General features: G+C 46.1%; 24 protein-coding genes. 10 read left to right on the top strand and 14 right to left on the bottom strand.

Features of this window, described 5'->3' with window-relative positions:
• The first annotated feature begins 63 nt into the window (after window positions 1–63).
• The 4 genes from cysZ (at window position 64) to rnk (ending at window position 3,870) form a co-directional block, all read left to right on the top strand.
• Window positions 64–810: a sulfate transporter CysZ gene (gene cysZ / locus CWI76_RS00670; protein WP_126758467.1), complete on the top strand. Its 747-nt coding sequence runs from the start codon at window positions 64–66 to the stop codon at window positions 808–810.
• A gap of 49 nt (window positions 811–859) precedes the next feature.
• Window positions 860–1,690: a hypothetical protein gene (locus CWI76_RS00665; RefSeq protein WP_126758466.1), complete on the top strand. Its 831-nt coding sequence runs from the start codon at window positions 860–862 to the stop codon at window positions 1,688–1,690.
• A 65-nt stretch (window positions 1,691–1,755) separates the two neighbouring features.
• A complete protein-coding gene (rimO, locus tag CWI76_RS00660) occupies window positions 1,756–3,114 on the top strand; it encodes a 30S ribosomal protein S12 methylthiotransferase RimO (protein WP_126758465.1) in 1,359 nt (452 codons plus the stop codon).
• A 375-nt stretch (window positions 3,115–3,489) separates the two neighbouring features.
• Complete coding sequence (gene rnk, locus CWI76_RS00655; protein ID WP_126758464.1) at window positions 3,490–3,870, top strand: nucleoside diphosphate kinase regulator; 381 nt, start codon at window positions 3,490–3,492, stop codon at window positions 3,868–3,870.
• A gap of 14 nt (window positions 3,871–3,884) precedes the next feature.
• Here the strand turns inward: rnk and rmuC are convergent, their stop codons facing one another.
• Entirely contained in the window at window positions 3,885–5,258 is a 1,374-nt protein-coding gene (rmuC, locus tag CWI76_RS00650; protein WP_126758463.1) for a DNA recombination protein RmuC, read from the bottom strand.
• On the bottom strand, window positions 5,251–6,762 hold the full coding sequence (locus tag CWI76_RS00645; RefSeq protein WP_126758462.1) for a fumarate hydratase: 1,512 nt from the start codon (window positions 6,760–6,762) through the stop codon (window positions 5,251–5,253). Before CWI76_RS00645 ends, rmuC begins: the two co-directional genes overlap by 8 nt.
• A 155-nt stretch (window positions 6,763–6,917) precedes the next feature.
• Between CWI76_RS00645 and pabB the strand changes: the two genes are divergently transcribed.
• Genes pabB through CWI76_RS00630 form a run of 3 tightly spaced genes read left to right on the top strand, consistent with a single transcriptional unit; the run spans window position 6,918 to window position 10,243 of the window.
• The gene (gene pabB, locus CWI76_RS00640) at window positions 6,918–8,258 is read left to right on the top strand and encodes an aminodeoxychorismate synthase component I (protein WP_276567242.1); all 1,341 of its coding nucleotides are present in this window, start codon (window positions 6,918–6,920) and stop codon (window positions 8,256–8,258) included.
• The gene (locus CWI76_RS00635) at window positions 8,255–8,851 is read left to right on the top strand and encodes a CoA pyrophosphatase (protein WP_126758460.1); all 597 of its coding nucleotides are present in this window, start codon (window positions 8,255–8,257) and stop codon (window positions 8,849–8,851) included. Before pabB ends, CWI76_RS00635 begins: the two co-directional genes overlap by 4 nt.
• Before the next feature lie 18 nt (window positions 8,852–8,869).
• The gene (locus CWI76_RS00630) at window positions 8,870–10,243 is read left to right on the top strand and encodes an L-serine ammonia-lyase (protein WP_126758459.1); all 1,374 of its coding nucleotides are present in this window, start codon (window positions 8,870–8,872) and stop codon (window positions 10,241–10,243) included.
• Between the two features lie 24 nt (window positions 10,244–10,267).
• Here the strand turns inward: CWI76_RS00630 and cysB are convergent, their stop codons facing one another.
• Window positions 10,268–11,242, bottom strand: a complete 975-nt coding sequence (gene cysB / locus CWI76_RS00625) for an HTH-type transcriptional regulator CysB (RefSeq protein WP_126758458.1) — start codon at window positions 11,240–11,242, stop codon at window positions 10,268–10,270.
• Window positions 11,243–11,333: 91 nt separating this feature from the next.
• On the opposite strand from cysB, the gene CWI76_RS00620 reads away from it, so the two are divergent.
• On the top strand, window positions 11,334–11,672 hold the full coding sequence (locus CWI76_RS00620; protein WP_198678541.1) for a translation initiation factor: 339 nt from the start codon (window positions 11,334–11,336) through the stop codon (window positions 11,670–11,672).
• 2 nt (window positions 11,673–11,674) lie between these two features.
• Here the strand turns inward: CWI76_RS00620 and CWI76_RS00615 are convergent, their stop codons facing one another.
• The 4 genes from CWI76_RS00615 to CWI76_RS00600 all read right to left on the bottom strand — a co-directional run bounded on the left by CWI76_RS00615 (window position 11,675) and on the right by CWI76_RS00600 (window position 18,174).
• A complete protein-coding gene (locus CWI76_RS00615) occupies window positions 11,675–13,333 on the bottom strand; it encodes an ATP-binding SpoIIE family protein phosphatase (protein WP_126758457.1) in 1,659 nt (552 codons plus the stop codon).
• Window positions 13,334–13,335: 2 nt separating this feature from the next.
• Window positions 13,336–13,641 carry an STAS domain-containing protein gene (locus CWI76_RS00610; protein ID WP_126758456.1) on the bottom strand — a complete coding sequence of 102 codons (306 nt, stop codon included), beginning with the start codon at window positions 13,639–13,641 and terminating at the stop codon, window positions 13,336–13,338.
• 148 nt (window positions 13,642–13,789) lie between these two features.
• A complete protein-coding gene (locus CWI76_RS00605; RefSeq protein ID WP_126758455.1) occupies window positions 13,790–15,076 on the bottom strand; it encodes an amidohydrolase family protein in 1,287 nt (428 codons plus the stop codon).
• Window positions 15,073–18,174 carry an amidohydrolase family protein gene (locus CWI76_RS00600; RefSeq protein ID WP_126758454.1) on the bottom strand — a complete coding sequence of 1,034 codons (3,102 nt, stop codon included), beginning with the start codon at window positions 18,172–18,174 and terminating at the stop codon, window positions 15,073–15,075. Before CWI76_RS00600 ends, CWI76_RS00605 begins: the two co-directional genes overlap by 4 nt.
• A 126-nt stretch (window positions 18,175–18,300) precedes the next feature.
• Here CWI76_RS00600 and CWI76_RS00595 point away from each other — a divergent pair, with 126 nt between their 5' ends.
• Entirely contained in the window at window positions 18,301–18,771 is a 471-nt protein-coding gene (locus CWI76_RS00595; RefSeq protein ID WP_126758453.1) for a c-type cytochrome, read from the top strand.
• On the opposite strand, the gene CWI76_RS00590 is transcribed toward CWI76_RS00595, so the two are convergent.
• The gene (locus CWI76_RS00590; protein ID WP_126758452.1) at window positions 18,768–19,400 is read right to left on the bottom strand and encodes a cytochrome b/b6 domain-containing protein; all 633 of its coding nucleotides are present in this window, start codon (window positions 19,398–19,400) and stop codon (window positions 18,768–18,770) included. The genes CWI76_RS00595 and CWI76_RS00590 overlap by 4 nt on opposite strands.
• 58 nt (window positions 19,401–19,458) lie before the next feature.
• Between CWI76_RS00590 and CWI76_RS00585 the strand changes: the two genes are divergently transcribed.
• Complete coding sequence (locus CWI76_RS00585) at window positions 19,459–19,839, top strand: response regulator (protein WP_241967917.1); 381 nt, start codon at window positions 19,459–19,461, stop codon at window positions 19,837–19,839.
• On the opposite strand, the gene tyrA is transcribed toward CWI76_RS00585, so the two are convergent.
• From tyrA to ffh, 6 genes are all read right to left on the bottom strand, one after another.
• Window positions 19,801–20,937: a bifunctional chorismate mutase/prephenate dehydrogenase gene (tyrA, locus tag CWI76_RS00580; RefSeq protein ID WP_126758451.1), complete on the bottom strand. Its 1,137-nt coding sequence runs from the start codon at window positions 20,935–20,937 to the stop codon at window positions 19,801–19,803. The two genes, CWI76_RS00585 and tyrA, sit on opposite strands and share 39 nt — an antisense overlap.
• A 97-nt stretch (window positions 20,938–21,034) precedes the next feature.
• A complete protein-coding gene (gene rplS / locus CWI76_RS00575; RefSeq protein WP_092854254.1) occupies window positions 21,035–21,394 on the bottom strand; it encodes a 50S ribosomal protein L19 in 360 nt (119 codons plus the stop codon).
• Window positions 21,395–21,414: 20 nt separating this feature from the next.
• Window positions 21,415–22,191, bottom strand: coding sequence for a tRNA (guanosine(37)-N1)-methyltransferase TrmD (trmD, locus tag CWI76_RS00570; RefSeq protein WP_126758450.1), 777 nt, complete (start codon window positions 22,189–22,191; stop codon window positions 21,415–21,417).
• On the bottom strand, window positions 22,191–22,721 hold the full coding sequence (rimM, locus tag CWI76_RS00565; RefSeq protein ID WP_126758449.1) for a ribosome maturation factor RimM: 531 nt from the start codon (window positions 22,719–22,721) through the stop codon (window positions 22,191–22,193). Before rimM ends, trmD begins: the two co-directional genes overlap by 1 nt.
• Window positions 22,722–22,748: 27 nt before the next feature.
• Window positions 22,749–22,997 (bottom strand): 30S ribosomal protein S16, encoded by a 249-nt coding sequence (gene rpsP, locus CWI76_RS00560; protein ID WP_055438631.1) that lies wholly within the window; start codon window positions 22,995–22,997, stop codon window positions 22,749–22,751.
• A 107-nt stretch (window positions 22,998–23,104) separates the two neighbouring features.
• Window positions 23,105–24,478, bottom strand: a complete 1,374-nt coding sequence (ffh, locus tag CWI76_RS00555; RefSeq protein WP_126758448.1) for a signal recognition particle protein — start codon at window positions 24,476–24,478, stop codon at window positions 23,105–23,107.
• Between the last annotated feature and the right edge of the window lie 69 nt (window positions 24,479–24,547).

Below are 24,547 nucleotides of genomic sequence, written 5' to 3'. Positions count from 1 at the left end.
TGGTAAACTGTTTGATAACCAGTCAACGTAGCAAAAAATCATTCGATTGATTAAGGAATCATCATGCAAGTCTATAGCGAATTTGGCGGTAGTTATATTCAGCGAGGGTTTGAGCTTGCCTTTCAAAAAGGACTGCGCCGCTACGTACTTATTCCACTGACTATCAATATTCTTCTCTTTAGCGTCGCTATTTACGCAACATTTCATTACACCACAATCGGTGTTGAAAAATTAATGGCATGGTTACCAAGCTATTTATACTGGCTGGAAGTCATTCTATGGCCCCTAATTGTGATTGGCATTGTATTAATTTTTGCACTGACCTTTACTAGTGTCGCCAACATCATTGCATCGCCATTCAATAGTCTGCTCGCTGAACAAGTTGAACTTAAGCTTACTGGCAAGGGGCCTATTGATGGTGGCGTTGCCGGAATGATTCGAGACATTCCCAGAATTATCATGCGTGAATTTCAAAAAATTCTTTATTTTCTTCCACGCCTCATCGGCTTTGGTCTATTACTGCTTTTTGTGCCTATTTTAGGGCAAATTTTGTGGTTCCTATTTGGCGGTTGGATGATGACTATTCAATATGCCGACTACCCTTTTGACAATCACAAAGTTCCATTCAGAACAATGCGCTATGAATTGTGGCAACGCTCTGGTAAGAGTTTGTCATTTGGCTGTATCGTCGCTGTGCTATCAAGTATCCCATTGATTAATTTGATGATGATTCCAATTGCTGTGTGTGGCGCAACAGCAATGTGGGTGGATCACATACAATCTGCGATGAATGAGTCTAGTAATCAATAACGGGAATGACTATTATTTTTATAACAATAATTGAACGTTGCACTTTGAGATGAAATATAAAGGATTATTACTCAGTTTTATTATGATGTTAGCGGGTTGGGCTTGGCCCCACTCAGCTAAGGCCGAACCACACGAGATTGTATGGGCCGCAAATATTGCTCCGCCCTTTCACATCGTGACAGGGCCTTATGCCAAACAAGGGCTTTGCGATGCGTTAGTCGACGCATTTATTGAAGCGATGCCCAATACCAATCATAAAATTGAATATTTACCGCAGCTACGAATTGGTATGTTGTGGGAACAGGAAAAAAACATCTGTTTTCCATGTATGATTCATCGAGCTAACGAGCAAAGGCTCATTGCTTTTTCAGAACCAACCCACAATTACCCTACGCACGGCATTATTACTCGACCCAGTCTCGTTTCTGAACTCACTGAGAAGTATGGCAATCCCATTGATCTGGAGCGCTTACTTCAAGATCGAATGTATCGTTTTGGTCAACCCGTTGGCCGACTTTATGGCAAATTACAGCCCTTACTCGAAGAACATATCATTGGTACGACGCAGCACATCGATGTTTCGGGGGATACTGCAAATACCAGCATGATGTCGATGATACTTAGTAAACGTTTGGATTTTACAATCGATTACCCAATGGTAGAGCGATTTTATGAAGAGACCGAAGGTCGTTCTTTAGCATTTATTCCGATCTCTCAGCTAGCCAACGACGTCATCGTTGGAGCTGTTGCTTGCACCAAGAATGCTTGGGGCGACGAAACAGTGCGACGCATCAACGAGGTTATTCCCGAAGTGCAAAACAACCCTCACTTCAATCAAGCACAAGGGCTTTGGCTTGAAACTAGTGCCAGTAGCAATTAGTACCAGTTAAAATAACCATGATATAATTGCGCTCGATTGTTTATTTGTAACTAATTGAGCGCACCATGACCGTTGAAAAATTCCAGCCTACTTCCGTTGCATCCAATGAAGCTACTGCACGAATTGGCTTTGTCAGCTTAGGCTGCCCGAAAAACCTAGTCGACTCCGAACGAATTCTCACCCAGCTTCGTACCGAAGGTTACGACATTGTAAATAGTTACGATAACGCTGACATGGTCATTGTGAATACCTGTGGCTTTATTGATTCTGCAGTGCAAGAATCACTCGATGCTATTGGTGAAGCGCTTAACGAAAATGGCAAGGTGATTGTCACCGGCTGTCTTGGCGCAAAAGACGATGAAATTCGGGAAGTGCACCCGAATGTGCTTGCCATCACTGGTCCTCACGCGTATGAGGAAGTTATGGGTCACGTTCATCAATACGTACCCAAACCGGCGCAGATCCCTTTTGAGAACCTCGTACCTGAAACAGGGGTGAAACTAACCCCGCGCCATTTTGCGTACTTAAAAATTTCTGAAGGCTGTAACCACCGCTGTACATTTTGCATTATTCCAAGCATGCGCGGTGATCTTGTCAGCCGACCTATCGGCGATGTATTAAGCGAGGCACAACGTCTTGCTAATGCAGGCGTTAAAGAGTTACTGGTCATTTCACAAGACACCAGCGCTTATGGTGTCGATGTGAAACACAAAACCGGGTTCTGGGAAGGTCAACCAGTTAAAACCAGTATGCTCGCGCTATGCGAAGCTCTTGGGCAACTAGGAATTTGGGTTCGTCTACATTACGTATACCCATACCCAAGCGTAGATGACGTGATTCCATTAATGGCACAAGGTAAACTACTGCCGTACTTGGATATTCCTCTACAACATGCCAATAAGCGTATTTTGAAGCTAATGAAGCGTCCAGGTTCGGCTGATCGCACGTTAGAGCGTATTCGCAAATGGCGCGAAATCTGTCCAGATCTAACCATTCGCAGTACTTTCATTGTAGGTTTCCCCGGAGAAACTGAAGAAGAATTTGAAGAGTTATTGCAATTTTTACGCGATGCACAACTCGATCGCGTTGGTTGCTTTACCTATTCCGATGTTGAAGGTGCCAAAGCCAATGAATTGCCTGACCCAGTTCCGGAAGAAGTGAAGCAGCAACGTTATGCACGCTTTATGGAAGTTCAACAAGAAATTAGCGCAGCACGCCTACAGGCGAAGATTGGTCGTACACTGAGCGTATTAATTGATGAAGTTGATGAAGAAGGTGCAATTGGTCGTAGTTATGCCGATGCGCCGGAAATTGATGGCTTAGTGTATTTAAATGGTGAGTTTGATGTGCAACCGGGCGATCAGGTCGATGTGTTAATTGAGCACGCCGATGAGTACGATTTATGGGGTACCGTACAACGTTAAAGACTCTCTTGCGTTGTCTAGAATAAAAGCCTCGCCACTCATTTAGTGGCGAGGCTTTTTTACTTGCCTTTAAATTTTCTGACACTATGATTAAGTGACATTGTTTCGAGGAAAATCATGAACCATTATTTTGCGCTACGCAACGCGCAACATACCGTTACAACACTTACCTTACCTATTTGAGCCGGGCGTAATCGGATACGTCCGGCGCGCATGGCTGAATCTCCAAAACGTACAGAATTAACCATAAAATTTCCTATAGTTTAACGCCTACTTAGCATGATGCTTGCTGGTAGCTATGTTGTAACGAATGAGTTGTTACGAATAAGTCAGATTGACGACATCGCCACTAATTTGTTTAAGAGAGTATGTGATATGAATCAACAACCTGAAATTATGATTACGAAAAAAGATCTCGGTCAAATTGAGTCATTGTTGGCGACAACAAAGCCTTTACCTGACTGTGCAGATGAATTAGAGGGTGAGCTAGCTCGTGCAAACGTTGTAGCGAATGATGCATTACCAGCGAATGTTGTTGCGCTAGGTAGTAAGGTAACCTTTAAGATAATTGCTACAGGAGCAACCTTTACCAAAGTGTTGTGTTTACCGTCTGATGTGAGCCAGATAGATGAGGGAATTTCGGTATTCGCACCAATCGGAGCGGCTATCCTTGGTTTATCAGAAGGGCAACAGATCGATTGGGATAGCCCACGAGGTCAGCAGCGCATTGAAATTATCAAAGTTGCGCACAATTAACTTGTGCGCGTTCTTTAATCGTTATCAGCGTCGTCAGTGTCGCCATCGTTAAGCAACTTATTATCAATTTGCTTCGATGTTTGAACCCCAAGTTTACGGAAGTTTTCAACACGTCCAACCAAATTGCCACGCCCCGTTGAAAGCTTGTTCATAGCGCCATCATAGTGTTTGCGTACGCTATCAATGGCGTTGCCAATCTTCTGCATATCGTCAATAAAGCCGACAAACTTGTCGTACAATTTTGCTGCTTCAGTGGCAATGACTTGCGCATTTTGATTCTGGTATTCGTACTGCCAAATATTGTTCACTGTGCGCAATGCAACCAACAGATTGGTTGGGCTGACAAGCATGATGTTGTTGTCTAATGCCAATCTAATCAACTCGGGGTCACGATCAACGGCAAGCAAAAACGCTGGTTCAATAGGGATGAACATCAATACATAATCAAGCGTACGTACGCTGTCCAGCTGTTGATAATTCTTTTTACCTAGCCCTTTGATATGGTTACGTAAAGAGTTGACGTGCTCAGTCAGTGCTTGGTCACGTTCAGTGTCATTATCGCTGTTAAAATAACGCTCATAAGCGACTAATGAAACCTTTGAATCAATCACGACATCTTTGTCGTTTGGTAGGTGAACAACCACGTCCGGTTTAAAGGTTTTTCCATCGTCGTCTTTATGATGTGACTGGGTATGGTATTCATTTCCCTCAGTTAAACCTGATTGCTTCAAAATTCGTTCGAGTACAACTTCACCCCAAGTACCTTGCGCCTTCGTATCACCCTTTAGAGCTCGAGTTAATGCTTCGGCTTCCGCCGCCATTTGCTTATTCAAATCACGTAACGAGTTCACCTGAGCAGTTAGTTCAGAACGCTGTTTCAGCTCTTCAGTATATTGCTGAGTAACCTGATTCTTGAATGCTTCCAACTGCTGTTTGAACGGCGCTAAAGTTGTTTCTAGAGTTTGCTTACTGTTCGCCTGCAGGCGCTCTGATTTTTGCTCGAAAATTTGCTGCGCTAAACGTTCAAACTCTTTCTTCAAACGTTCTTCACTAGCCTCCAACAATTTTTGCTTTTCTTCAGCGCCTTGCAGCTTTGCACTTAAATCAGCACGAACGCCGGCTAGCTCGGCTTGTAAATCACTCCGTTGCTGCTGAACTTGCTGTAATTGTTGCTCACGCTGCGCCAGCCGCTGTTCATAACTAACTTGCAACTGCTCGTTTTGCTCTCGTAGCTGTTGCAGTTGGTTTTCAAGGAAGCTTTGCTGTTGCAAAGCTTCCTGTTGCAGCGATTTATTCCGCGGCGCAAGAACTAACCACACCACCAGCCCAACAATCGTTGCAGCCGAAGCAACGGCTGCAATAAGTTGCCATAGCTCGAGATTAAGCATCAGCGGCTTCCAGTTTCACACGCCAAATAGCAGGACCGGTCTCATGCGCATTCTCACCAGTACTATCAACTGCCACAGTCACCGGCATGTCTTCTACTTCAAATTCGTAGATGGCTTCCATACCGAGATCTTCGAACGCCACAACACGCGCCTTCTTAATTGCTTTCGCAACAAGATAAGCAGCTCCGCCAACGGCCATCAAATAAACCGCTTTATGTTGCTTAATGCTTTCGACTGTTGCTGGACCGCGCTCGGCTTTACCGATCATGCCTAAGATGCCGGTTTTATCGAGCATCAAGTCGGTAAATTTATCCATCCGCGTTGCTGTTGTTGGGCCCGCAGGGCCAACAACTTCATCGCCGACCGGATCAACTGGACCAACGTAGTAAATGAATTTATTAGTAAAATCTACCGGCAGTTTTTCACCGCGATCGAGCATATCTTTAATCCGCTTATGCGCAGCATCGCGACCGGTAAGCATTTTGCCGGATAACAGAACCGTTTCACCGGTTTTCCAAGTCTCAATATCCGCTTGCGTCACGGTATCCAAGTTTACGCGGCGCGCATCGTCACCCAATTCAAACGTAATATCCGGCCAATCTTCTAACTTTGGCGGCTGCAAATCTGCAGGGCCTGAACCATCGAGCACAAAATGCGCATGACGGGTAGCTGCGCAGTTAGGAATTAGCGTCACCGGCTTTGATGCGGCGTGCGTTGGTGCAGTTTTAATTTTCACATCCATCACGGTGGTGACACCACCTAAGCCTTGTGCACCAATACCTAACTTGTTCACTCGATGATAAATTTCTAAGCGTAATTCTTCGTCAGCGTTTTCAGGGCCACGGTCAAGCAGTTCTTGAATATCGACGGGATCCATTAATGCTTCTTTGGCCAACACCGCAGACTTTTCCGCAGTACCACCAATGCCTAAACCGATCATGCCTGGCGGGCACCAACCAGCGCCCAATTTGGGCATGGTTTCAACCACCCAATCAGCAATATTATCGCTTGGATTGAGCATGACCATTTTTGATTTATTTTCAGAGCCGCCACCTTTGGCTGCAATCATTACCTCAACCTTATCACCTGGCACCATATCGATATGCACAACCGCTGGTGTGTTATCGCCAGTGTTTTTACGCGCGCCAGCTGGGTCAGCAACAATGGATGCGCGCAATGGGTTTTCTGGGTTGGTGTAGGCGCGTCGAGTGCCTTCATCCACCATCTGCTGTACCGTCAAGTCAGTTTTATCCCATTGCACACCCATTCCCACTTTTACGAAGCAGGTCACAATACCGGTATCTTGGCAAATTGGACGATGCCCTTGCGCTGACATACGCGAATTGGTTAGAACTTGGGCAATCGCATTTTTTGCCGCTTCGCTCTGCTCGCGGTGATAAGCCTTCTCAAGAGCTTGAACAAAATCGAATGGGTGGTAGTACGAAATGTACTGTAGAGCATCAGCAATACTCTCGATAAAATCTGCCTGACGAATTGTGGCCATGAATACCTCGGAACTTAGCTTGGTTCGAATTTCAAGGGGTAACGTAAAGTTGACGCTATCATAGCGTTTTGTCGGCTGGCTGACTAGTTTCGTTAACGCTTCCGCTAAGCAGATTATGGTATGCTGGTGCGCATATTAGCAACGGAGAGAATGTTGTGCCCTTACAAGCAGTTCAATTAACCATTTCCGATTCTTTTGTCGAACTATTTCGGCGCTGCAAAGATGAACCTATGGCGCTATTTCTAGATAGCTGTGAGCATGCTGCGGGTCAATGGGATTTTATCTTCCGTCAACCTCAACAAATCATAACAGCAGGCGCAAATTGGCCACGTGTACTTGAAGATGCGTTAGCCACACTCCCTACCTACCAAGGGCCAAGTGAACTGCCATTTCAAGGCGGATTAGCCGGTGCTTGGAGCTATGATGCCGGGCGCGCATTAGAAACCTTGCCATCTGAGGCACGAGCAGACATCACACTGCCTGAATTAAGTGTTGGGCTCTATACGCAGGCACTGATGCGTCATCGTCAGTCGGGCGAAACGTGGCTTTTGGCGCCGCAAGAAGAACTTGAGACAGTAAAACAGTTCTGGTTATCCCCGTCGCCGCAGTCACCCAACCAATTACCATTTCGGCTAATGACATCATGGCAAAGCAATATGTCTGCTGTTGATTACGCCGATAATTTCGCGCGTGTCCAAAGTTATTTGCGCGCTGGCGATTGTTATCAGATTAATCTTGCCCAACGATTTACCAGTTTATACGAAGGCGATACATGGCAAGCCTACGAGTTACTTCGACAGCACAACAACGCCCCCTTCTCGGCTTTTATGCAGCTTGAACAGGGCTCGCTATTATCACTATCTCCAGAGCGATTTCTTGCTATTGATGAACATGGCCACGTCGAAACCAAGCCGATTAAAGGTACACGTCCACGCGCGGCCGATGCAGAACAAGATCGTCAGCTTGCTGAAGCCTTACAATGCTCAAGTAAAGACCGCGCCGAAAACGTCATGATTGTCGACTTATTACGAAATGATTTGAGCCGCTTATGTTTACCAAACTCAGTGAAAGTACCAAAACTATTTGCCATTGAATCTTATCCAGCAGTCCACCACCTCGTGAGCACGGTTGTCGGCAAATTAAGTTCAACCGATGAAAATATCCAGTTACTCGCGGCTTGTTTTCCTGGTGGCTCGATTACCGGTGCACCTAAAATTCGGGCAATGGAAATTATTGATGAACTCGAGCCACACCGTCGTAGCTATTATTGTGGAAGTTTTGGTTACTTCTCACAGCACGGCCGTGCCGATACAAGTATCGCTATTCGAACCTTAGTAGCTACTCGCACAGATGATAAACAAGGTGCTGTGCACTGTTGGGCCGGCGGAGGTCTTGTAGCGGATTCAGATTGCGCCAGTGAATATCAAGAAACATTTGATAAAGTCGCCCGCATTATCCCTGTGCTCAGTCAACAGTTTGGGTCAAATTCGTCATGACTCGCGATGAATTCTTGCGCCGCTTTCAACTGCATCCGGCCCCCTTTATTCAGCGCCCGTTGATTAAGCGCTTGCGCCCTGCGGCGGTATTAGTAGCGTTATTTGAGCAACAGGGTGAGTTACATGTGATACTGACTCAGCGTAGTGCACAATTACGTCATCATGCCGGCCAAATCAGTTTCCCAGGCGGACGCCAAGAGCCGCATGATGCAGATTTATACGCCACAGCAGTGCGTGAAGCCCAAGAAGAAATTGGTTTATTACCAGAAGATATAACGCTAGTGGGACAACTTCATGATTATCCGGTCATCAGTAATTTTCTAATTCGACCTTATGTGGTGCTCATTAATCCAAGTCAGCCATTGCAACGTGATCATCGCGAAGTTGCTGAAATCTTCACCGTCCCCTTACGTGAAGTCTTGCATCAAAACAAACATTTTGTATACCGATTAAGGCGTTTCATATACGATCAGGTATACTTTATCCCGTATCAGCAAAGAAACATCTGGGGCGCTACCGCTGGAATTTTGCGTGAACTAGCTGATCACGTGTATCCTGAGCGACAACTTATTTATCGTCCTTTAAACGACTAATGGAAGCATAGTTAATTTATGATCAGTGTGTTTGATATCTACAAAGTTGGCATCGGTCCTTCAAGCTCGCATACCGTTGGGCCAATGCGTGCCGCTTATGAGTTTTTGTTAGCCGCAGATAAAGCGGTTGGGCTATCAAATGTCGATGGCATTGTCGTTGAATTATTCGGCTCATTGGGACAAACCGGTAAAGGGCATGGAACTGGTAAAGCTGTCATTCTTGGGTTGGCTGGTGAGCAACCGGAAACTGTTGATACAACAACTGTTGATGACTTTTTAAAGCGCACCGAAGAATCACAGCGATTGGCGTTGTTGGGTCAGCATGAAATTAAATTTCCGCGCGAAGGTGCAATAGTTTTTCATCGCCGCAAAACCATGCCACGTCATGCTAACGCGATGGAGTTACGTCTCTACCAAGGTAATGACGTTATCTACAAAGATCTCTATTACTCGATTGGCGGCGGTTTTATTGTGCGCGATGCCGATTTTGAGGAAACCTTAGAAGAAGCAATCGAACAATCGTCCAAACCAATTCCTTACCCTTTTGATAGTTGCGATGAGCTACTCAAGCACTGTAATGAGCACGGCTTACGTATAAGCTCACTGATGCTAGCAAACGAAAAAGTTTTCCGTAGCGAAGACGAAATTCGTAAAAATCTTATGCACATCTGGAAAACTATGGATGAGTGCATTGATCGGGGTATTCGTACCGAAGGTATTTTGCCAGGCGGCCTCAAAGTACGTCGTCGTGCACCAGGTTTATATCAACGATTAAAAAACGAGAAATCGGCTGACCCAATGCAAACGATGGATTGGGTTGATCTGTTCGCTCTTGCTGTAAATGAAGAAAATGCTGCCGGCGGACGCGTGGTAACAGCGCCGACTAACGGCGCCGCCGGAATTGTTCCGGCGGTGATGAAGTACGCCGATAAATTTATTGCCCCGTTAGATGAGGAAACCGTCGTTCGCTTTTTACTGACCTCTGCAGCTATTGGTATTTTATACAAAAAGAATGCCTCTATTTCTGGTGCCGAAGTTGGTTGCCAAGGTGAAGTTGGCGTAGCTTGTTCTATGGCTGCAGGCGCGTTAGCAGAACTGATGGGCGGCAGCGTGAGTGCCGTTGAAAACGCCGCAGAGATCGGCATGGAACATAACTTAGGTCTTACCTGTGATCCGGTTGGCGGTTTAGTTCAAGTGCCATGTATTGAGCGAAATGCGATGGGCTCAATCAAAGCGATCAATGCCGCTCGGCTTGCCCTACGCGGTAGTGGTGATCACAAAGTATCCTTAGATAAAGTAATCAAAACCATGTGGGATACTGGAAACGACATGAAAACCAAGTATAAAGAAACCGCTCGCGGTGGGCTCGCGGTAAATATTATTGAGTGCTAACTCTGTGAATGTTGCGCTGCCCAATTATAAGGTGGGTAGCGCAATATCGCGAAACAACCGATCAATTTCATCCTGTGAGCGTTTCGTCATTGCTGTTTCAACTAACGAACGATTTAAATGCGGTGCGAAACCTTCCATAAAGTCAAACATATAACTGCGCAAAAAGGTTCCTTTACGGAAACCAATTTTTGTTGTACTCGGCGCAAACAAATGAGCCGCTGGAATGTTCACCAAATCAGCATCGTTTTTCTCATCAATTGCCATGCTAGCAACGACACCAATACCTAAGCCCATTCGCACATAAGTTTTAATAACGTCGGCATCTGTTGCCGTGAACACCACGTTCGGCTTAATTCCTGCTTCATTGAAAGCACGGTCGAGTTCTGAGCGCCCAGTAAAGCCATGCACATAAGTCACAATCGGATAGTCACCAAGATCCGTAATGGTTATTTCTTCAAGTTTACCTAACGGATGACCCGCTGGTGTAATAATCGAGCGATTCCAGTGATAGCACGGCAACATAATCAAATCTTGATAGAGGTGCAGTGCCTCGGTCGCAATCGCAAAGTCTGCTTTCCCCTTGGCTGCGGCTTCACTAATTTGTTCAGGAGACCCTTGATGCATGTGTAAACTCACATTCGGATAACGCTGCATGAAGCCTTTAATCATATTAGGCAAGGCATAGCGTGCTTGAGTATGCGTTGTCGCAATATTAAGTTTACCTTGGTCGGGTTGCGTATACTCTCCGGCAACTGCTCGAATCGCATCTACCTGCGACAATACCTGACGAGCTATCGAAATAACCTCTTCACCAGCTGGCGTCACCTGAGTTAAATGCTTGCCGCTACGTTCAAATATCTGTACACCAAGTTCATCTTCCAGCATGCGTACCTGCTTGCTAATACCCGGTTGGGAGGTATACAAGCTATCAGCAGTCGCTGAAACATTCAGATTATGATTTAATACTTCGACAATGTAACGCAGTTGCTGCAACTTCATGGCATCGCTCATTCGTGATAAATTGAAAAGCACTTATGCCAAAAATATATAACACCTCGGCTATTTATTCCAAGATGAATTTGAGGAAATTGTGAGCAGTTTACAGGAACAACTTAAAAAACTTGGTTTCCAGCAAACCGAAACGACCGCTGAAAACGCAACGGATGACGCCTCTTTACCCATCGATAAATCTCAGGTTGTTCGTATTCAACGCCAGACGAAAGGCCGTAAAGGGAAAGGTGTTACCGTTTTATTCGACCTCCCGCAGCAATCAGATTTACTCGCTGACTATGCCTCACAATTACGCAAAATCTGCGGCGTTGGTGGCGCGGTGAAAGATGGAACCATTGAGCTGCAAGGTGATCAGCGTGAAAAAGCAAAACTTTGGTTAGAACAACGTGGCTTCAAAGTGAAATTAGCTGGTGGCTAACCTCAAAGCACGTATTTGAATGAGACCGTTCGGGTTTCTGAATCCCAGTGTAAATCGGTTGTCATTTGCCGCAGTAGTTCTAACCCTCGACCATGGCTTTTCTCGGTAAAATTCGGTGAGGTCGATATTTCTGCCGCTCCGCTGCCATTATCAGAAACACTCACTGTGAGTTCTTTCGAATTAGGTTCGAAGTGAACGCGAATACGAATCTCGCCATGCTGAAGTGCATGTAAGCGCTCAAGCCGAAGTTGGTAATATTCAGCAAACCCTTCAGGATCTTGCTTCATCGCCGAATCAAGCGCTAATAACCCATGTTCCAGCGCATTATTAAATGCTTCAGCTAAAAACAAATAAATGGTCGTTCGATGGCGACGAAGGTGTGGCAACTGACTCAAGGCCGACAGAATATGAGCAACTGGGTCCACAGTCGTTAGGTGTTCGGGATGTAATACCGATTCAAACACAAATGGGAGGCCAAATTGTTCTGGCTCGACTTTTACTTCACCTAAACCAGTTGGACGGCAGCTTAAGATAGCGAGAGATAAGTCATCGTGTAAGGGGGTTTCACCACGGAAACGCTCAAGCTCATCAACTAACGAAGTAAAATCTTCTGTCCGAGGATACTTTGATAACAGCATTTCGAGTGCTTCCGAACCCAAGAATTTATGCTGATGCCCAAGTAACTCGGTTACACCATCGGTAAACAAGGCGATTGAGCTGCCTTTTGGTGCCCGAAACGTTGCTACACGGCTATCAAATTCATCATCATCGACCACCCCCAGAGCCATATGCGCTGGACTTAAACGCTTTAAAATTTCGCCTTGTTCATCAAACAATAAGGCGGCCGGCATCCCGCCATTCCAATAAGTTACTCGCTCACCATTAGCAGATAATTCCAATAAAATTGCCGCACAGAACATGTCATCAGGCAACAGACGGCTCATACGGTAATTAAACTCGGTGACCATTTCTGCAACCGATACGCCGCGATCAGACATGGCGAAAAACGCCTGTGATAGCGGCAACGCACCGGTGGCAGGAGCTAATCCGTGTCCGGTAAAATCTGCCATAAGCATGTATATGTTGCCTAGCGGTCCGGGAGCTATCAGGCAAAGATCGCCATTAAACTTTGAAACAGGCGTTAAATAGGTATGAACGTGAGCATACTCAAGATAATTTCGACTCAACGCATTTTGGAATATGTGTTCAACAAGCTGGTGTTCACGATCGACGCGAGCTTTATGCCAAGCCAATGATTGTTTTAATCCATCCAGTTGATCATGTGCCACTTGTAATTGGTGCAGATAATTAAGACGCTGTTGCAGCAGGTTGGACGCCAATGGCCACAGTAAGGCGTCAGTCGCAAACTGCCCGAGCTGCTGAAACACTATAGGGCTATCGGTGATGAGAATACTTTGAGTACTGCTTGATTGTAACAGCGCGCTTATTTGTGCTACTTGAGCTTTTTCGCCAGCCACAACGAGGTAGAGGACTTTCTCATTTGGTGCTGACAACGTAGCCACCTGCTCAATTGAGCAGGTACTCACCGCGAAAAGTTGATATGAACGCAACTGCGCATTGACGTCGCGCGCCAAGTCAGAGCCGTCATCAATCACATAAACGTGCATCGATTGAGCTGTTGACTCATAAAAACTACTCATCTTTATTCAATGACAAATAATTTATCGAAACGAGAAATATCTAAAATGCTTCTTACTTCCGGTCGACAATTGATGATGTGAATCCCTTTAACCGATTTCCCTAGTGATTTACGCATATTAAGCAGCATACCTAACGCAGAGCTGTCCAAATATTCAGTTTCTCGCAAATCAATAAATACCGTAGGCTGTTGATCTCCGACGTTACTGTAGGCCTGACGAAACTCTTGGACCAAACCGAAATCGAATTTTCCTTTGATGGCGATAATCAGTTCTTTTCCGTCATTGGCAAACTGGCGGTGTAATGGCATCGTTTCTTCCTTTTTAGATAGCTTTGCGTAAATACTGCCAATTACTGTTAACTAACACAATACTTACTTTTTGATACTGTTGCGAAAACACAAAAAAAGCCAGAACAAATGTCTGGCTTTTTGCAGGACTTGCCAATTAAGCAATTCTTTATGGCTTTTGACGATATTTTTGATACAGCTGGTTATGACGATTGTTAAGATCAACCTCTGCACCATCAATAAACATCAGTTGTACTTTTTGGCCAAGTTGATCCATGACATCACCATCAGAAACAAACAGTGATGCATTCTTACCAACTTCTAAAGAACCAATTTTGTCGGCAACTCCCATAACCTCAGCTGGTTTTAAGGTAATCGCGGCCAATGCTTGCTCTTTATCAAGACCATAAGCAACCGCATTCCCTGCAGCAAAAGCAAGGTTACGGATATCCCAGAAGCCGGTTGAATAGGCAATAGCAAAGTCAACGCCAGCAGCAGCAAGTGCAGCTGGTGTCGCATAGGCTTGGTCATATGCTTCGTCATGGCGTGTTGGCAAGCCATACGGTTCACCATAGACTACAGAGATATCCTGTGCAGCAAGTTTGTCGGCAATCCGCCACGCATCGCGTGCACCAACAAGAACGAGTTCAAAGCCCCACTCTGATGCCAGTTCGATAGCTTGCTCCATCTGACGTTTGTCGTGCGCATGAACAAACAGCTTGCTTGTTCCGTCAAATAGACCTGTCATCGCTTCCCAGCGTACATCAGTGCCATTAAGTTCGTTGGCCTGTTTGGCATCGTAGTACGCTTTTGCGTCAATAAAAGCAGCTTTCAATTTTTTCAAATCTTCGGCATTTGCTTTACGTTGCTCTTCAGGCGAACGACGCTCCCACCACGACGTGCTGATACCAACCCGTGGCCAATTAACGTGAACGCCAACATTCAGTGCTTCAGCAGCGTCCTCGAACGTCCAACCGTCGGTTTGCAGCAAGCTAGAACGACCAGCAATTAAATTGCGCTGTGGCACAATTTCTGCGTGAGTAATACCGTTATGGCGAACCGTCGGGATAACTTCAGAGTCAGGGTTGTACGCTGTGTGCCCACTCACTTCAGGAGTAATGTCACCCACCTCACTCATGTCATTCGTTGCACGTACCGCGGCCAACTCAATCAAGCCTAACGTGGTATCCAATGCAACAATGCCTGGATAAACTTGTTTACCCGAGACATCGATAACGCGAGCGTTTTCCGGTACCGATAAATTTGCACCAATTGCGGTAATTTTACCGTTCTCGAACAACAAATCGGTATCCGTCATAACACCATTTGTGACGGTATTTAATGTTCCGCCTTGCAGCAATACCGGTTGCTCCTGAGTTTTACCAGGAACCATATCATGAGCGACTGCTGCCGCACTCAAACTTGCAGCAACAACGGCTGTTAATAACTTTTTCATAGTTGCTCTCCTTGATGTGCGTGCACATGTTGATGGTCGCCATGAACTGTAAATTGATCACTCCAAACGTCGTGATTATCTTCACAATGCCACGTTGGCTGTGGTTTTTTATAGCCATTGCCGTTACCGTTCTTAGCGCTTTCAGGGCTACGTAATAGCTTCTGAATCAACTGCTGTTTCTCGGTTTCAAGCTCAGCACGCAACTGCATATCACGTTCACGATCGAAGTACTTGCGAGCATTAATCCAAGTCTCTTCCACTGACGCGTAAGCGCTTAATGGATGATCATTCCAGATAACAAAATCAGCATGTTTGCCTTCTTTGATGCTACCTACATACTGATCAATTTTTAGTTGCTTCGCAGGATTCAACGTGATCATTTGTAACGCGTCATGCTCCGACATGCCACAGTACGTGACTGATTTCGCCGCTTCAGTATTTAGTCGGCGTTGTAAATCATTGCTGTCAGAGTTAATGCTGGTTAACACGCCCTTCTCAGACATTAAACATGCATTTTGTGGAATCGCATCGTATACCTCGAATTTAAACGCCCACCAGTCGGCAAAGGTAGAGCCACCGGCACCGTGTTTCGCCATTTCCGAGGCTACTTTATAGCCTTCCAATATATGCGTGAACGTGGTCAGGGTAAAACCAAACTCTTCCGCTAAACGAAGAAGCATTAAAATTTCTGACTGAACATACGAGTGAGCATGAACAAATCGTTCACTGCGCAGAATCTCGAGCAATGTTTGCAAACGATAATCTGGACGCGGCGGTGCGGTTTTTGCTTTTTCGCTACGGCTCAATTTCTCGTACGCATCCATACGTTGCTTGTATTCTCGAGCCGCAGTAAAGCCATCGCGCATAACCGCTTCGACACCCATGCGTGTCTGCGGATAACGGACGGTAAAGGTTGTGCCCCAGTTACTTTGCTTAACGTTTTCACCTAGCGCAAATTTAATGCTTGGCGGCGCTGCGTCAAACTTCAAAGTATTCGCGTCGGCTCCCCAGCGCAGCTTAATTACTTGCGCTTGTCCACCAACAGGGTTGGCAGAACCGTGCAGTAATTGCGCCATGGTCGTGCCACCAGCAAGCGAACGATAGATATGAATATCATCTGGGTTCACCACATCACCAATACGAACTTCGGCCGTAATCGCTTCTGAACCTTCGTTGACACCGCCTTCGATAGCGATATGCGAATGTTCATCGATAATACCAGGAGTGACATGCTTACCGGTGCCATCAATCACGGTATAGCCCGATGGCGTGCGTAGGTCTTTACCAATGCGATAGAACTCACCGTCACGAATTAGAACATCGGTGTTTTCCAGTACGCCAGCTTCATCTGCAGTCCAAACTGTCGCATTTTTAATGTGTACATTCTGACGCTCAGGTAATCCATCTAAACCGTAAGCAACATTTGGGAAGGTAACCTTGCCAACATATTCTTTTTCGGTATTCGACGAACCTTCTGCTTGCTGTTCACCCGCCGCAGTGCGGCTTGCAGTAAGCGGAAGTTCGCGTCCATCTGGTGCAATCGCAACACCGGTGTAACCATCAGCTGAAGCTTGCTCAAGGCGCATACGCCAAGCGCCATCTAAACCAGCAAAGTTTGCGTCAACGACAAATTCAACAGCTGAATCGCTACGCTTCGCATCACGAATTTTATTGCTATTAAATTCACCTGAAATTGACTTACCTGACTTTAAGACAAGTTCTGCTTGTTCATTCGCAACAGTAACGACTAATGTGCCGGCAAAATCTGCTTGATGAAGTGGCACTAATTCAACTTCATTTCCTTGTAACCACACTGATTTGATCGTGCCGTTGGTAAATAAATCCCCCTCAGCAATTACAAAATCGGCCATGTAACCTGGTGCTAATTTACCGGCTTTATCGCTAACACCGGCTATTTGCGCTGGCACCGTAGTCAATGCTGCAAGCGCCTTATCAGCATCCAGACCATGTTGAATGGCACGGCGCAGATTCGGCCAAAAATCATCAGCCTTCTTTAATTCGCTTAATGTGAATGAAAAGTCGATGTCTGCTTGAGCAAGCGCAGCTGCGTTGCCTGGTGCTCGTTCCCAATGACGCAGGTCAGCTAAACTTACATCCAAATGGTCATCCACACCTTTCACTTCAGGAGCGGCAGGGAAGTTTAATGGCAGAATAATCGATGAGTTGGTGTTTTTGATCGCATCGAGACGCGCATATTCATAACCTGAACCCAAATAGGTTACTGGTATTTGAAACTGTGAAAACACATCATGCGCGCGAAGTAATGAGCGATCATCAGAGATCTTAAACACCATCCCCTCTTGCTCTACATTGGTGAGTTCAGCCAGCGCCGCATTGTATTCAACACGCCCATTGTGTACATCTTTACCATTGGCTTGCTCATACCAGTTCGCATCTGAAAGAGTTTGACGAATAAGTGCAATAGAACCCATCAAAGAGGATGGATATTGTTGCAGCGAAGAGCCCTTATCGAACGAACCAAAATGACGAGCACGTGGGTTATAAACCGCATTATTGGCGATAGTATCGGCCAATGAAACGGTTACCGCCTGCCCCTGAAAGATGCCATCTAATCGCGCACTTTGTACGGCGGTGAAGCCTTGATTAATGTAATCTTTAGCAGCTTTACTATCCGTCGCGAACTTATCGACCCAGTCAACTTGCGAATGGATTGCGTCGTTTGCAGCGTTGCCACCTTCGCGTTTATTGTTATATTGCGGCGTAGTGCTTCGATATGGTGGACGATCTGGCTTCTCGACCGCCGGAACACCATAATTACTGTAGGCGTCAATAAAACCTGGATAAATAGTGTGTCCACTTGCATCAATCACGCGCGCACCTTCTGGAGCACGATTATTTCGAGCAACCGAAACGACCTTGCCATTTTTAATTACTAGTGTCGCATTTTCGAGTTTTTTACCTGGTTCTGTCACAATCGTCGCATTCTGTAATGCTATAAATGTGGACGAATTATCGTGTAAACCCCGCACTGGTGTTGTTTGCGAAGCCGCTGCCACTAACGGCAACGCTGCGCAAACTGACAATGCCAGTTTACTGAGATGCTTAATCCCGTTCATCTGGTTCCCCTTTTATGATTTTTACGGTTATCATGGTCACATTAATGGGGAATGATGACTCTGCGCAATCCATTTAAGGATGAAAAGCGTATTGCAGTCGTTAAACAACACAATAAGGAGAACAACATGAAGTCAGTGTTCAAAATCGCAGGCAGTTTCTTAAGTATTGTGGCACTAACTGTATCAGCAAGCGCTTTAGCACAACACGCTTTCAACGATGCAGACAAAGCCGTTGAATATCGTCAAAAAGCATTATCCATCATGCAGAATAACTTCGCTGTGATGGGTGACATGGTAAAAGGTGATATTGAATTTGATGGCACGATTTTCGCTGAGCGTGCGAATGACTTCGCCGCTTTAACCAGCATCCCTTGGATCGGTTTCAGTCAAGAAGGTGCCATGCCAGGTAACAATACCGATGCGTTACCGGCTATTTGGGATAACTGGGAAGATTTCGTCGAACGCTCCGAGCAATTGCAGCAAGATGCCAAAGCGCTTCAACAAGCAGCTAACGCAGGTGAGCAAGGCGCAATTCGCGATGCATTCATGGCAGCCGCTCGCAATTGCAAGGGCTGCCACGACCAGTACAAAGATTAATTAATCCAGAAGAACAACGCAGCAGCGATTACCGCTGCTGCGATTATGCCAACAAGTCCTGACACTAGCTTCGGTTCAGAAACACCTTCACGATAGCCATGAAACATCGCGCTGATCAAATTAATTCCGCGAATTCGGTAAAGCACAATGGCGATAATATGTAGAATAGCCACGGCAGCTAGTACATTAAAAATAGTTTCGTGAACCTCACCGGCAAGCTCACTCACTTCGCTACTAACGCTACTGGCTAATGGCCCTGAAAAGAAAATATCGTCGCTTGAAAACAAACCTGTTCCGAACTGTATCAATAACAATATCAACAGCGCTACAACAGCCCAACCTCCGGCTGCGTTGTGGGTGTTTGACGGTTGATATTTTCCCGCTTTGAATTCTGACAGATGCTCCGCAACAGCTTTGGGCCCTTTTACAAAGCGCGAAAAGCGAGCTGATTCACTACCCCAAAAGCCCCATAAAATTCGTGTAATAACCAATGCACCTAATAGTCCTGCAAGTTGCAAATGGCGTTCCATCAGGCCTTCTTCTGCGGTGTACCACATAAGAACGATTAGAATTACCATCAGCCAATGGCTTAATCGAACGAAGCTATCCCAAATTTTTACCCGTTGCATTTTCAGTCTTCCTTCTGTTCAATACACTATGATTCTTTTGGCAGTATAGGATACAACAATGACCCAATCAGTGAATAAAGTATTAATTGTTGACGACGATTATATTTCGCTCGAAGTATTAAGAGCGATGGTGCAGCAGTATCCTGTTGAAGTTATTACCGCTGAAACTGGGAAAGAGGCTGTTAAGTTAGCCGTGGAACAGCGCCCCACTCTCGTACTTCTCGATCATGAATTACCCGATATTGATGGTATCGATGTGTATTGCAAAATTGTCGCCGACCTTGGCGCAGAAGCACCGCGCGCAGCAATGATTACCGGCCATCAGCAAGAGGATTTCGCGCAGCGATGTACTGCTGCGGGCATAGATACTTGCTTACATAAACCAGTCAGCCCTAAACAGCTAGCTGACCTGCTTCGTATCGCCAGCGACGTCAAGTAACCGTTGGCTTTCGGTTAAAAACTTCTGGGCGAAATCGCCGAAATAGTCGCGCACATGCTCGAAGCGACGGATGAACTCGACTTTATTGCCGTGTTCAAGTTCCGTTAATAACTGATCGAATAAGCGAACGTAACGGCGCAGCATCATAAAGTTATGCGGATCAGACAGAATGATGTCAGCGTAGAGGTTCGAATCCTGAGCAAATAAACGCCCTACCATCATCAGCTCAAGTCGATAAATTGGCGAACTCAAATCAAGGAGCTGCTGCACATCGACTTGCTCGTGGGCTAAGTGAGCACCGTAGACAAATGTCGATAAGTGGCGTAATACCTGCACGAACGACATTGCTTGGTCGTGTTCGGTTGCATCGATAAATTTAATCTGTGCTCCCCAACGTTCAATGCTTTGTAACAACCACTGATAATTCTCTTCATCGCGCCCGTGACAGGCCACCATGAGTTGCTTGGCGAGAGTTGCCTGTTGCGGACCAAACATTGGATGAAGTCCAATTACCGGCCCACTATGTTTCGCCATCATTGCTGCGAGAGGCTTTTCTTTGATGCTAGTTACATCGGCGAGCACGCAACTGGGCGGTAATACCGGTAAGTCAGCAATAACATCAACAGTGGCTACAACAGGAACAGCAACCAAGACCAGATCCGCTTGAGCGCAATAAATCTCCGCCATTTCCCAATTATCTTTCTCGATAATATTGACGGTTGCACCGGCCGACTCGAATAAACGCACAAATAACTGACCTAATGCACCTGCACCACCAACGACTACGATCGACTTACTCTCTAAATGCACATCGGCGGCTTGCTGTTGCTGATAAGATTCTCGAATAACCCGACGCAATACATCTTCAATCAACTCAGGAGACAACCCCATTTGCAGCGCCTGCTCGCGTCGATTAGCGAGCATAGCGGCTTCACGCTCGGGTACATATAACGGCTGTCCAAGTTTGCGTTTTACCACACCAACCTGACTGGCGAGCTGACGTCGCTGCAATAACAACCGCACTAATTCACTATCCGTGTCGTCAATTTGTTGACGCAATACTTCAAGTTGCTGTTGTTCGTGCTTCGAATTCGACATGTCCTCAACTCCACAGGCCAATTTAGTGTGTATTAGCGCATTTGTACCATAAAAAAACCCGCCAGCGGCGGGTTTTTTCGAATAAGCTTGATGCTTATTAAGACAACTTCTCGCGGATACGCGCAGATTTACCTGAACGCTCACGGAGGTAGTAAAGCTTAGCACGACGTACCGCACCTTTACGCTTCACAACAATGCTATCTACAATTGGGCTATGTACTTGGAAAGTACGCTCAACGCCTTCACCGTTCGAGATTTTACGAACAGTTACTGCGCTGTGTAAGCCACGATTACGTTTTGCGATAACCACGCCTTCAAATGCCTGAATACGCTCACGGTTACCTTCAGTTACCTTAACATTAACGACCACTGTATCACCCGGCGCGTACGCTGGAAGGTCGCTTTTCAATTGCTCGTCTTCGATCGCTTTGATCAAATTTTGATTTACTTTTGCCATGATAGCCTCACTTGCCTAGATTAACTGCCCGAACCTGTATCAGAGGCATCTTGATGTTGCTGGATAAACTCATCCAACAACTGCCTCTGCTCGTCAGTCAGAGCTAGGTGTTTTAACAATTCAGGACGTCGCAACCAAGTTCTCCCAAGAGATTGTTGCAAACGCCACTTGCGTATATTTTCATGGTTTCCGCTTAACAACACAGCGGGAACCGCCTCACCATCTAAAACTTCCGGTCGTGTATAGTGTGGACAATCTAGTAAGCCATCGGCGAATGAATCTTCGCTAGCTGAATCTTGATGCCCTAAAACACCGGGAATCAATCGCGCTACCGTGTCAATCATCACCATGGCTGGCAGTTCGCCACCACTTAACACGTAATCTCCAATCGACCATTCTTCATCAACGTGACGAGTAATTACTCGTTCATCGATGCCTTCATAGCGACCGGCGATTATGATGAACTTGTCATGCTGCGCTAATTCATGAGCGCCAGCGTGGTCAAGTTTGCGACCTTGAGGTGACATATAGATCACCTTGGTATTGGCACCGAGCTGTTGTTTAGCTGCTGCAATCGCGTCTGTGAGCGGTTGCACCATCATCAGCATTCCCGGACCTCCGCCGTAAGGGCGGTCATCAACAGTGCGATGCCGATCGTGGGTAAAATCACGTGGGTTAATCAGTTGGATATCCAACACCCCATCGCGAACTGCCCGACCAGTCACACCGTTATCGGTAATGGCCTGAAACATTTCAGGAAAGAGGCTGATAACCCCAACCTGTAATTTCGCAGTCATTAAAAGTCCGACGGCCAATCCACAACAATACGTTTGTTTTCTTTGTCAACTTCTTGAACATACTGACTCTGAATAAACGGAATCAAACGCTCTGAGCGACCAAATGCATCGTTGCTATTCGCTTTCACCACCATCACATCATTTGATGCTGTGGCCATAATCTGGTCAACGACTCCCATGTTATAACCGTCAGTATTTACCACGGCCATACCAATCAAATCGCGCCAGTAAAATTCATCCTCTGGCAATTCAGGTAGTAGCTCTACATCGATGATAATTTCCGCGCCTGTTAACACATGGGCTTGGTCACGATCTTCAACGCCGGCTAACTTTGCAATCAGTCCTTTATTGTGTCGACGCCATTCTTCGACTTGAACTGGTTGAGTTTTACCTTGCTTAACTAGTTGCCAAGGGCTGTATTCAAAAATGGCTTCCGGATCATCGGTATAGCTTTGAACTTTAATCCAGCCTTTTACGCCATACACTGCGCCTAGTTGACCAACGACGACGGTTTCAGCAGGAGTATTCATAGCCACCTATAATACGGATTTAAATCATTAAGCTGCGCTACGCGCGTCTTTTACAAGCTTCGCTACACGCTCAGACAGTGATGCACCGTTAGATACCCAGTGATCAACACGATCTAAATCAACGCGCAGTTTTTCTTCCTGGCCACGAGCGACCGGGTTAAAGAAGCCTACGTTCTCAATAAAACGACCGTCGCGGGCATTGCGACTGTCAGTAACTACCATTTGGTAGAATGGGCGTTTTTTAGCGCCACCACGTTGTAAACGAATGGTTACCATTACGTTCCTCGATACAGTTTCTAATGTTAAGTAAATAAAAAAGTCTCCGACCGGGGTCGAAGAGGTCGTGGAATTTACCCGAAATTTAGTCCGAATGCAAGTTTTTACTAGCCTTTCGGGAACATTCCTGGCGGCAATTTACCACCCATTCCGCCAAGGCTGCGCATCATCTTCGCCATACCGCCGCCTTTCATTTTCTTCATCATTTTTTGCATTTGCATAAATTGCTTCAGCAATTTGTTCACGTCTTGTACTTGTGTACCCGAACCAGCTGCTATTCGACGTTTGCGCGAGCCTTTAATTAAGTCGGGGTATTCACGCTCTTTGGGCGTCATGGAATTAATAATTGCTTCCATACGAACGGTCATTTTGTCGTCAAGCTGACCTTTCACTTGCGCTGACATCTTGCCCATTCCTGGAAGTTTGTCCATGAGCCCCATCATGCCGCCCATGTCGCGCATTTGCGCTAATTGGTCACGGAAATCCTCGAGTGAGAACTTCCCTTCTTTCATGACCTTCTTCGCTACTTTCTCGGCTTTGCTTCGATCAACCTTGGTTTCGAGTTCATCAATCAGTGATAACACATCGCCCATTCCCAAAATGCGCGATGCGATGCGATCGGGATGAAACGGCTCCAGAGCCGTGTTTTTCTCGCCAACCCCCAAGAATTTAATCGGTTTACCAGTGATATGGCGAATCGACAATGCGGCACCACCGCGCGCATCACCATCGGTTTTCGTCAAAATCACGCCAGTTAGCGGCAATGCTTCACTGAATGCTTTTGCCGTATTGGCGGCATCTTGCCCCGTCATTGCATCGACCACAAACAGTGTTTCTACTGGATTGATAGCTTGGTGCAACGCCTGAATTTCGGCCATCATGGCTTCGTCAATTGCGGTACGACCGGCAGTATCCACTAACACCACATCGAAAAACTTCTTCCGTGCGTGATCGATAGCACTTTGTGCTATTGCAACAGGCTGTTGCTCTGTGCTGGAAGGAAAAAATTCTACTTCCACTTCTGCGGCTAGCGTTTCAAGCTGTTTAATTGCGGCAGGACGATAAACGTCGGCGCTGACCACGAGTACTTTCTTTTTCTGTTTTTCGCGCAAGTAACGCGCGAGTTTGCCGACACTGGTCGTTTTACCAGCCCCCTGCAAACCGGCCATTAAAATGACAGCCGGTGGTTGTGCCGCTAAATTAATTGGAACGTTGCCATCGCCCATGGCATGTTCGAGTTCTTTTTGGACAATTTTCAAGAATACTTGACCTGGGGTAAGGCTTTTATTCACTTCAACCCCAAGCGCTTGCTCTTTAACTCGACTCACAAATTCACGCACTACCGGCAGGGCAACGTCAGCTTCTAATAGCGCCATCCGCACTTCGCGCAGGGTGTCTTTGATGTTGTCTTCGGTGAGTCGGCCTCGACCGGTGATATTTTTCAACGATTGCGACAATCGTTCGCTTAAATTCTCAAACATGCGAATCTGCTCACTCTCTGTTGGCACTTATGTGTTGGCGATTATGTCGATATGGCGGCGAGTATATCG

The organism is Pseudidiomarina marina (assembly GCF_003987045.1).
GTDB lineage: Bacteria > Pseudomonadota > Gammaproteobacteria > Enterobacterales > Alteromonadaceae > Pseudidiomarina > Pseudidiomarina marina.
This window is presented reverse-complemented; position numbering and strand designations above follow the sequence as displayed.

Excerpts from the sequence above, each read along its gene's own strand:
- cysZ (WP_126758467.1), top strand. The coding sequence starts at position 64 with ATGCAAGTCTATAGCGAATTTGGCGGTAGTTATATTCAGCGAGGGTTT.
- CWI76_RS00665 (WP_126758466.1), top strand. The coding sequence starts at position 860 with ATGAAATATAAAGGATTATTACTCAGTTTTATTATGATGTTAGCGGGT.
- rimO (WP_126758465.1), top strand. The coding sequence starts at position 1,756 with ATGACCGTTGAAAAATTCCAGCCTACTTCCGTTGCATCCAATGAAGCT.
- rnk (WP_126758464.1), top strand. The coding sequence starts at position 3,490 with ATGAATCAACAACCTGAAATTATGATTACGAAAAAAGATCTCGGTCAA.
- rmuC (WP_126758463.1), bottom strand. The coding sequence starts at position 5,258 with ATGCTTAATCTCGAGCTATGGCAACTTATTGCAGCCGTTGCTTCGGCT.
- CWI76_RS00645 (WP_126758462.1), bottom strand. The coding sequence starts at position 6,762 with ATGGCCACAATTCGTCAGGCAGATTTTATCGAGAGTATTGCTGATGCT.
- CWI76_RS00635 (WP_126758460.1), top strand. The coding sequence starts at position 8,255 with ATGACTCGCGATGAATTCTTGCGCCGCTTTCAACTGCATCCGGCCCCC.
- CWI76_RS00630 (WP_126758459.1), top strand. The coding sequence starts at position 8,870 with ATGATCAGTGTGTTTGATATCTACAAAGTTGGCATCGGTCCTTCAAGC.
- cysB (WP_126758458.1), bottom strand. The coding sequence starts at position 11,242 with ATGAAGTTGCAGCAACTGCGTTACATTGTCGAAGTATTAAATCATAAT.
- CWI76_RS00615 (WP_126758457.1), bottom strand. The coding sequence starts at position 13,333 with ATGAGTAGTTTTTATGAGTCAACAGCTCAATCGATGCACGTTTATGTG.
- CWI76_RS00610 (WP_126758456.1), bottom strand. The coding sequence starts at position 13,641 with ATGCCATTACACCGCCAGTTTGCCAATGACGGAAAAGAACTGATTATC.
- CWI76_RS00605 (WP_126758455.1), bottom strand. The coding sequence starts at position 15,076 with ATGAAAAAGTTATTAACAGCCGTTGTTGCTGCAAGTTTGAGTGCGGCA.
- CWI76_RS00600 (WP_126758454.1), bottom strand. The coding sequence starts at position 18,174 with ATGAACGGGATTAAGCATCTCAGTAAACTGGCATTGTCAGTTTGCGCA.
- CWI76_RS00595 (WP_126758453.1), top strand. The coding sequence starts at position 18,301 with ATGAAGTCAGTGTTCAAAATCGCAGGCAGTTTCTTAAGTATTGTGGCA.
- CWI76_RS00590 (WP_126758452.1), bottom strand. The coding sequence starts at position 19,400 with ATGCAACGGGTAAAAATTTGGGATAGCTTCGTTCGATTAAGCCATTGG.
- CWI76_RS00585 (WP_241967917.1), top strand. The coding sequence starts at position 19,459 with ATGACCCAATCAGTGAATAAAGTATTAATTGTTGACGACGATTATATT.
- tyrA (WP_126758451.1), bottom strand. The coding sequence starts at position 20,937 with ATGTCGAATTCGAAGCACGAACAACAGCAACTTGAAGTATTGCGTCAA.
- rplS (WP_092854254.1), bottom strand. The coding sequence starts at position 21,394 with ATGGCAAAAGTAAATCAAAATTTGATCAAAGCGATCGAAGACGAGCAA.
- trmD (WP_126758450.1), bottom strand. The coding sequence starts at position 22,191 with ATGACTGCGAAATTACAGGTTGGGGTTATCAGCCTCTTTCCTGAAATG.
- rimM (WP_126758449.1), bottom strand. The coding sequence starts at position 22,721 with ATGAATACTCCTGCTGAAACCGTCGTCGTTGGTCAACTAGGCGCAGTG.
- rpsP (WP_055438631.1), bottom strand. The coding sequence starts at position 22,997 with ATGGTAACCATTCGTTTACAACGTGGTGGCGCTAAAAAACGCCCATTC.
- ffh (WP_126758448.1), bottom strand. The coding sequence starts at position 24,478 with ATGTTTGAGAATTTAAGCGAACGATTGTCGCAATCGTTGAAAAATATC.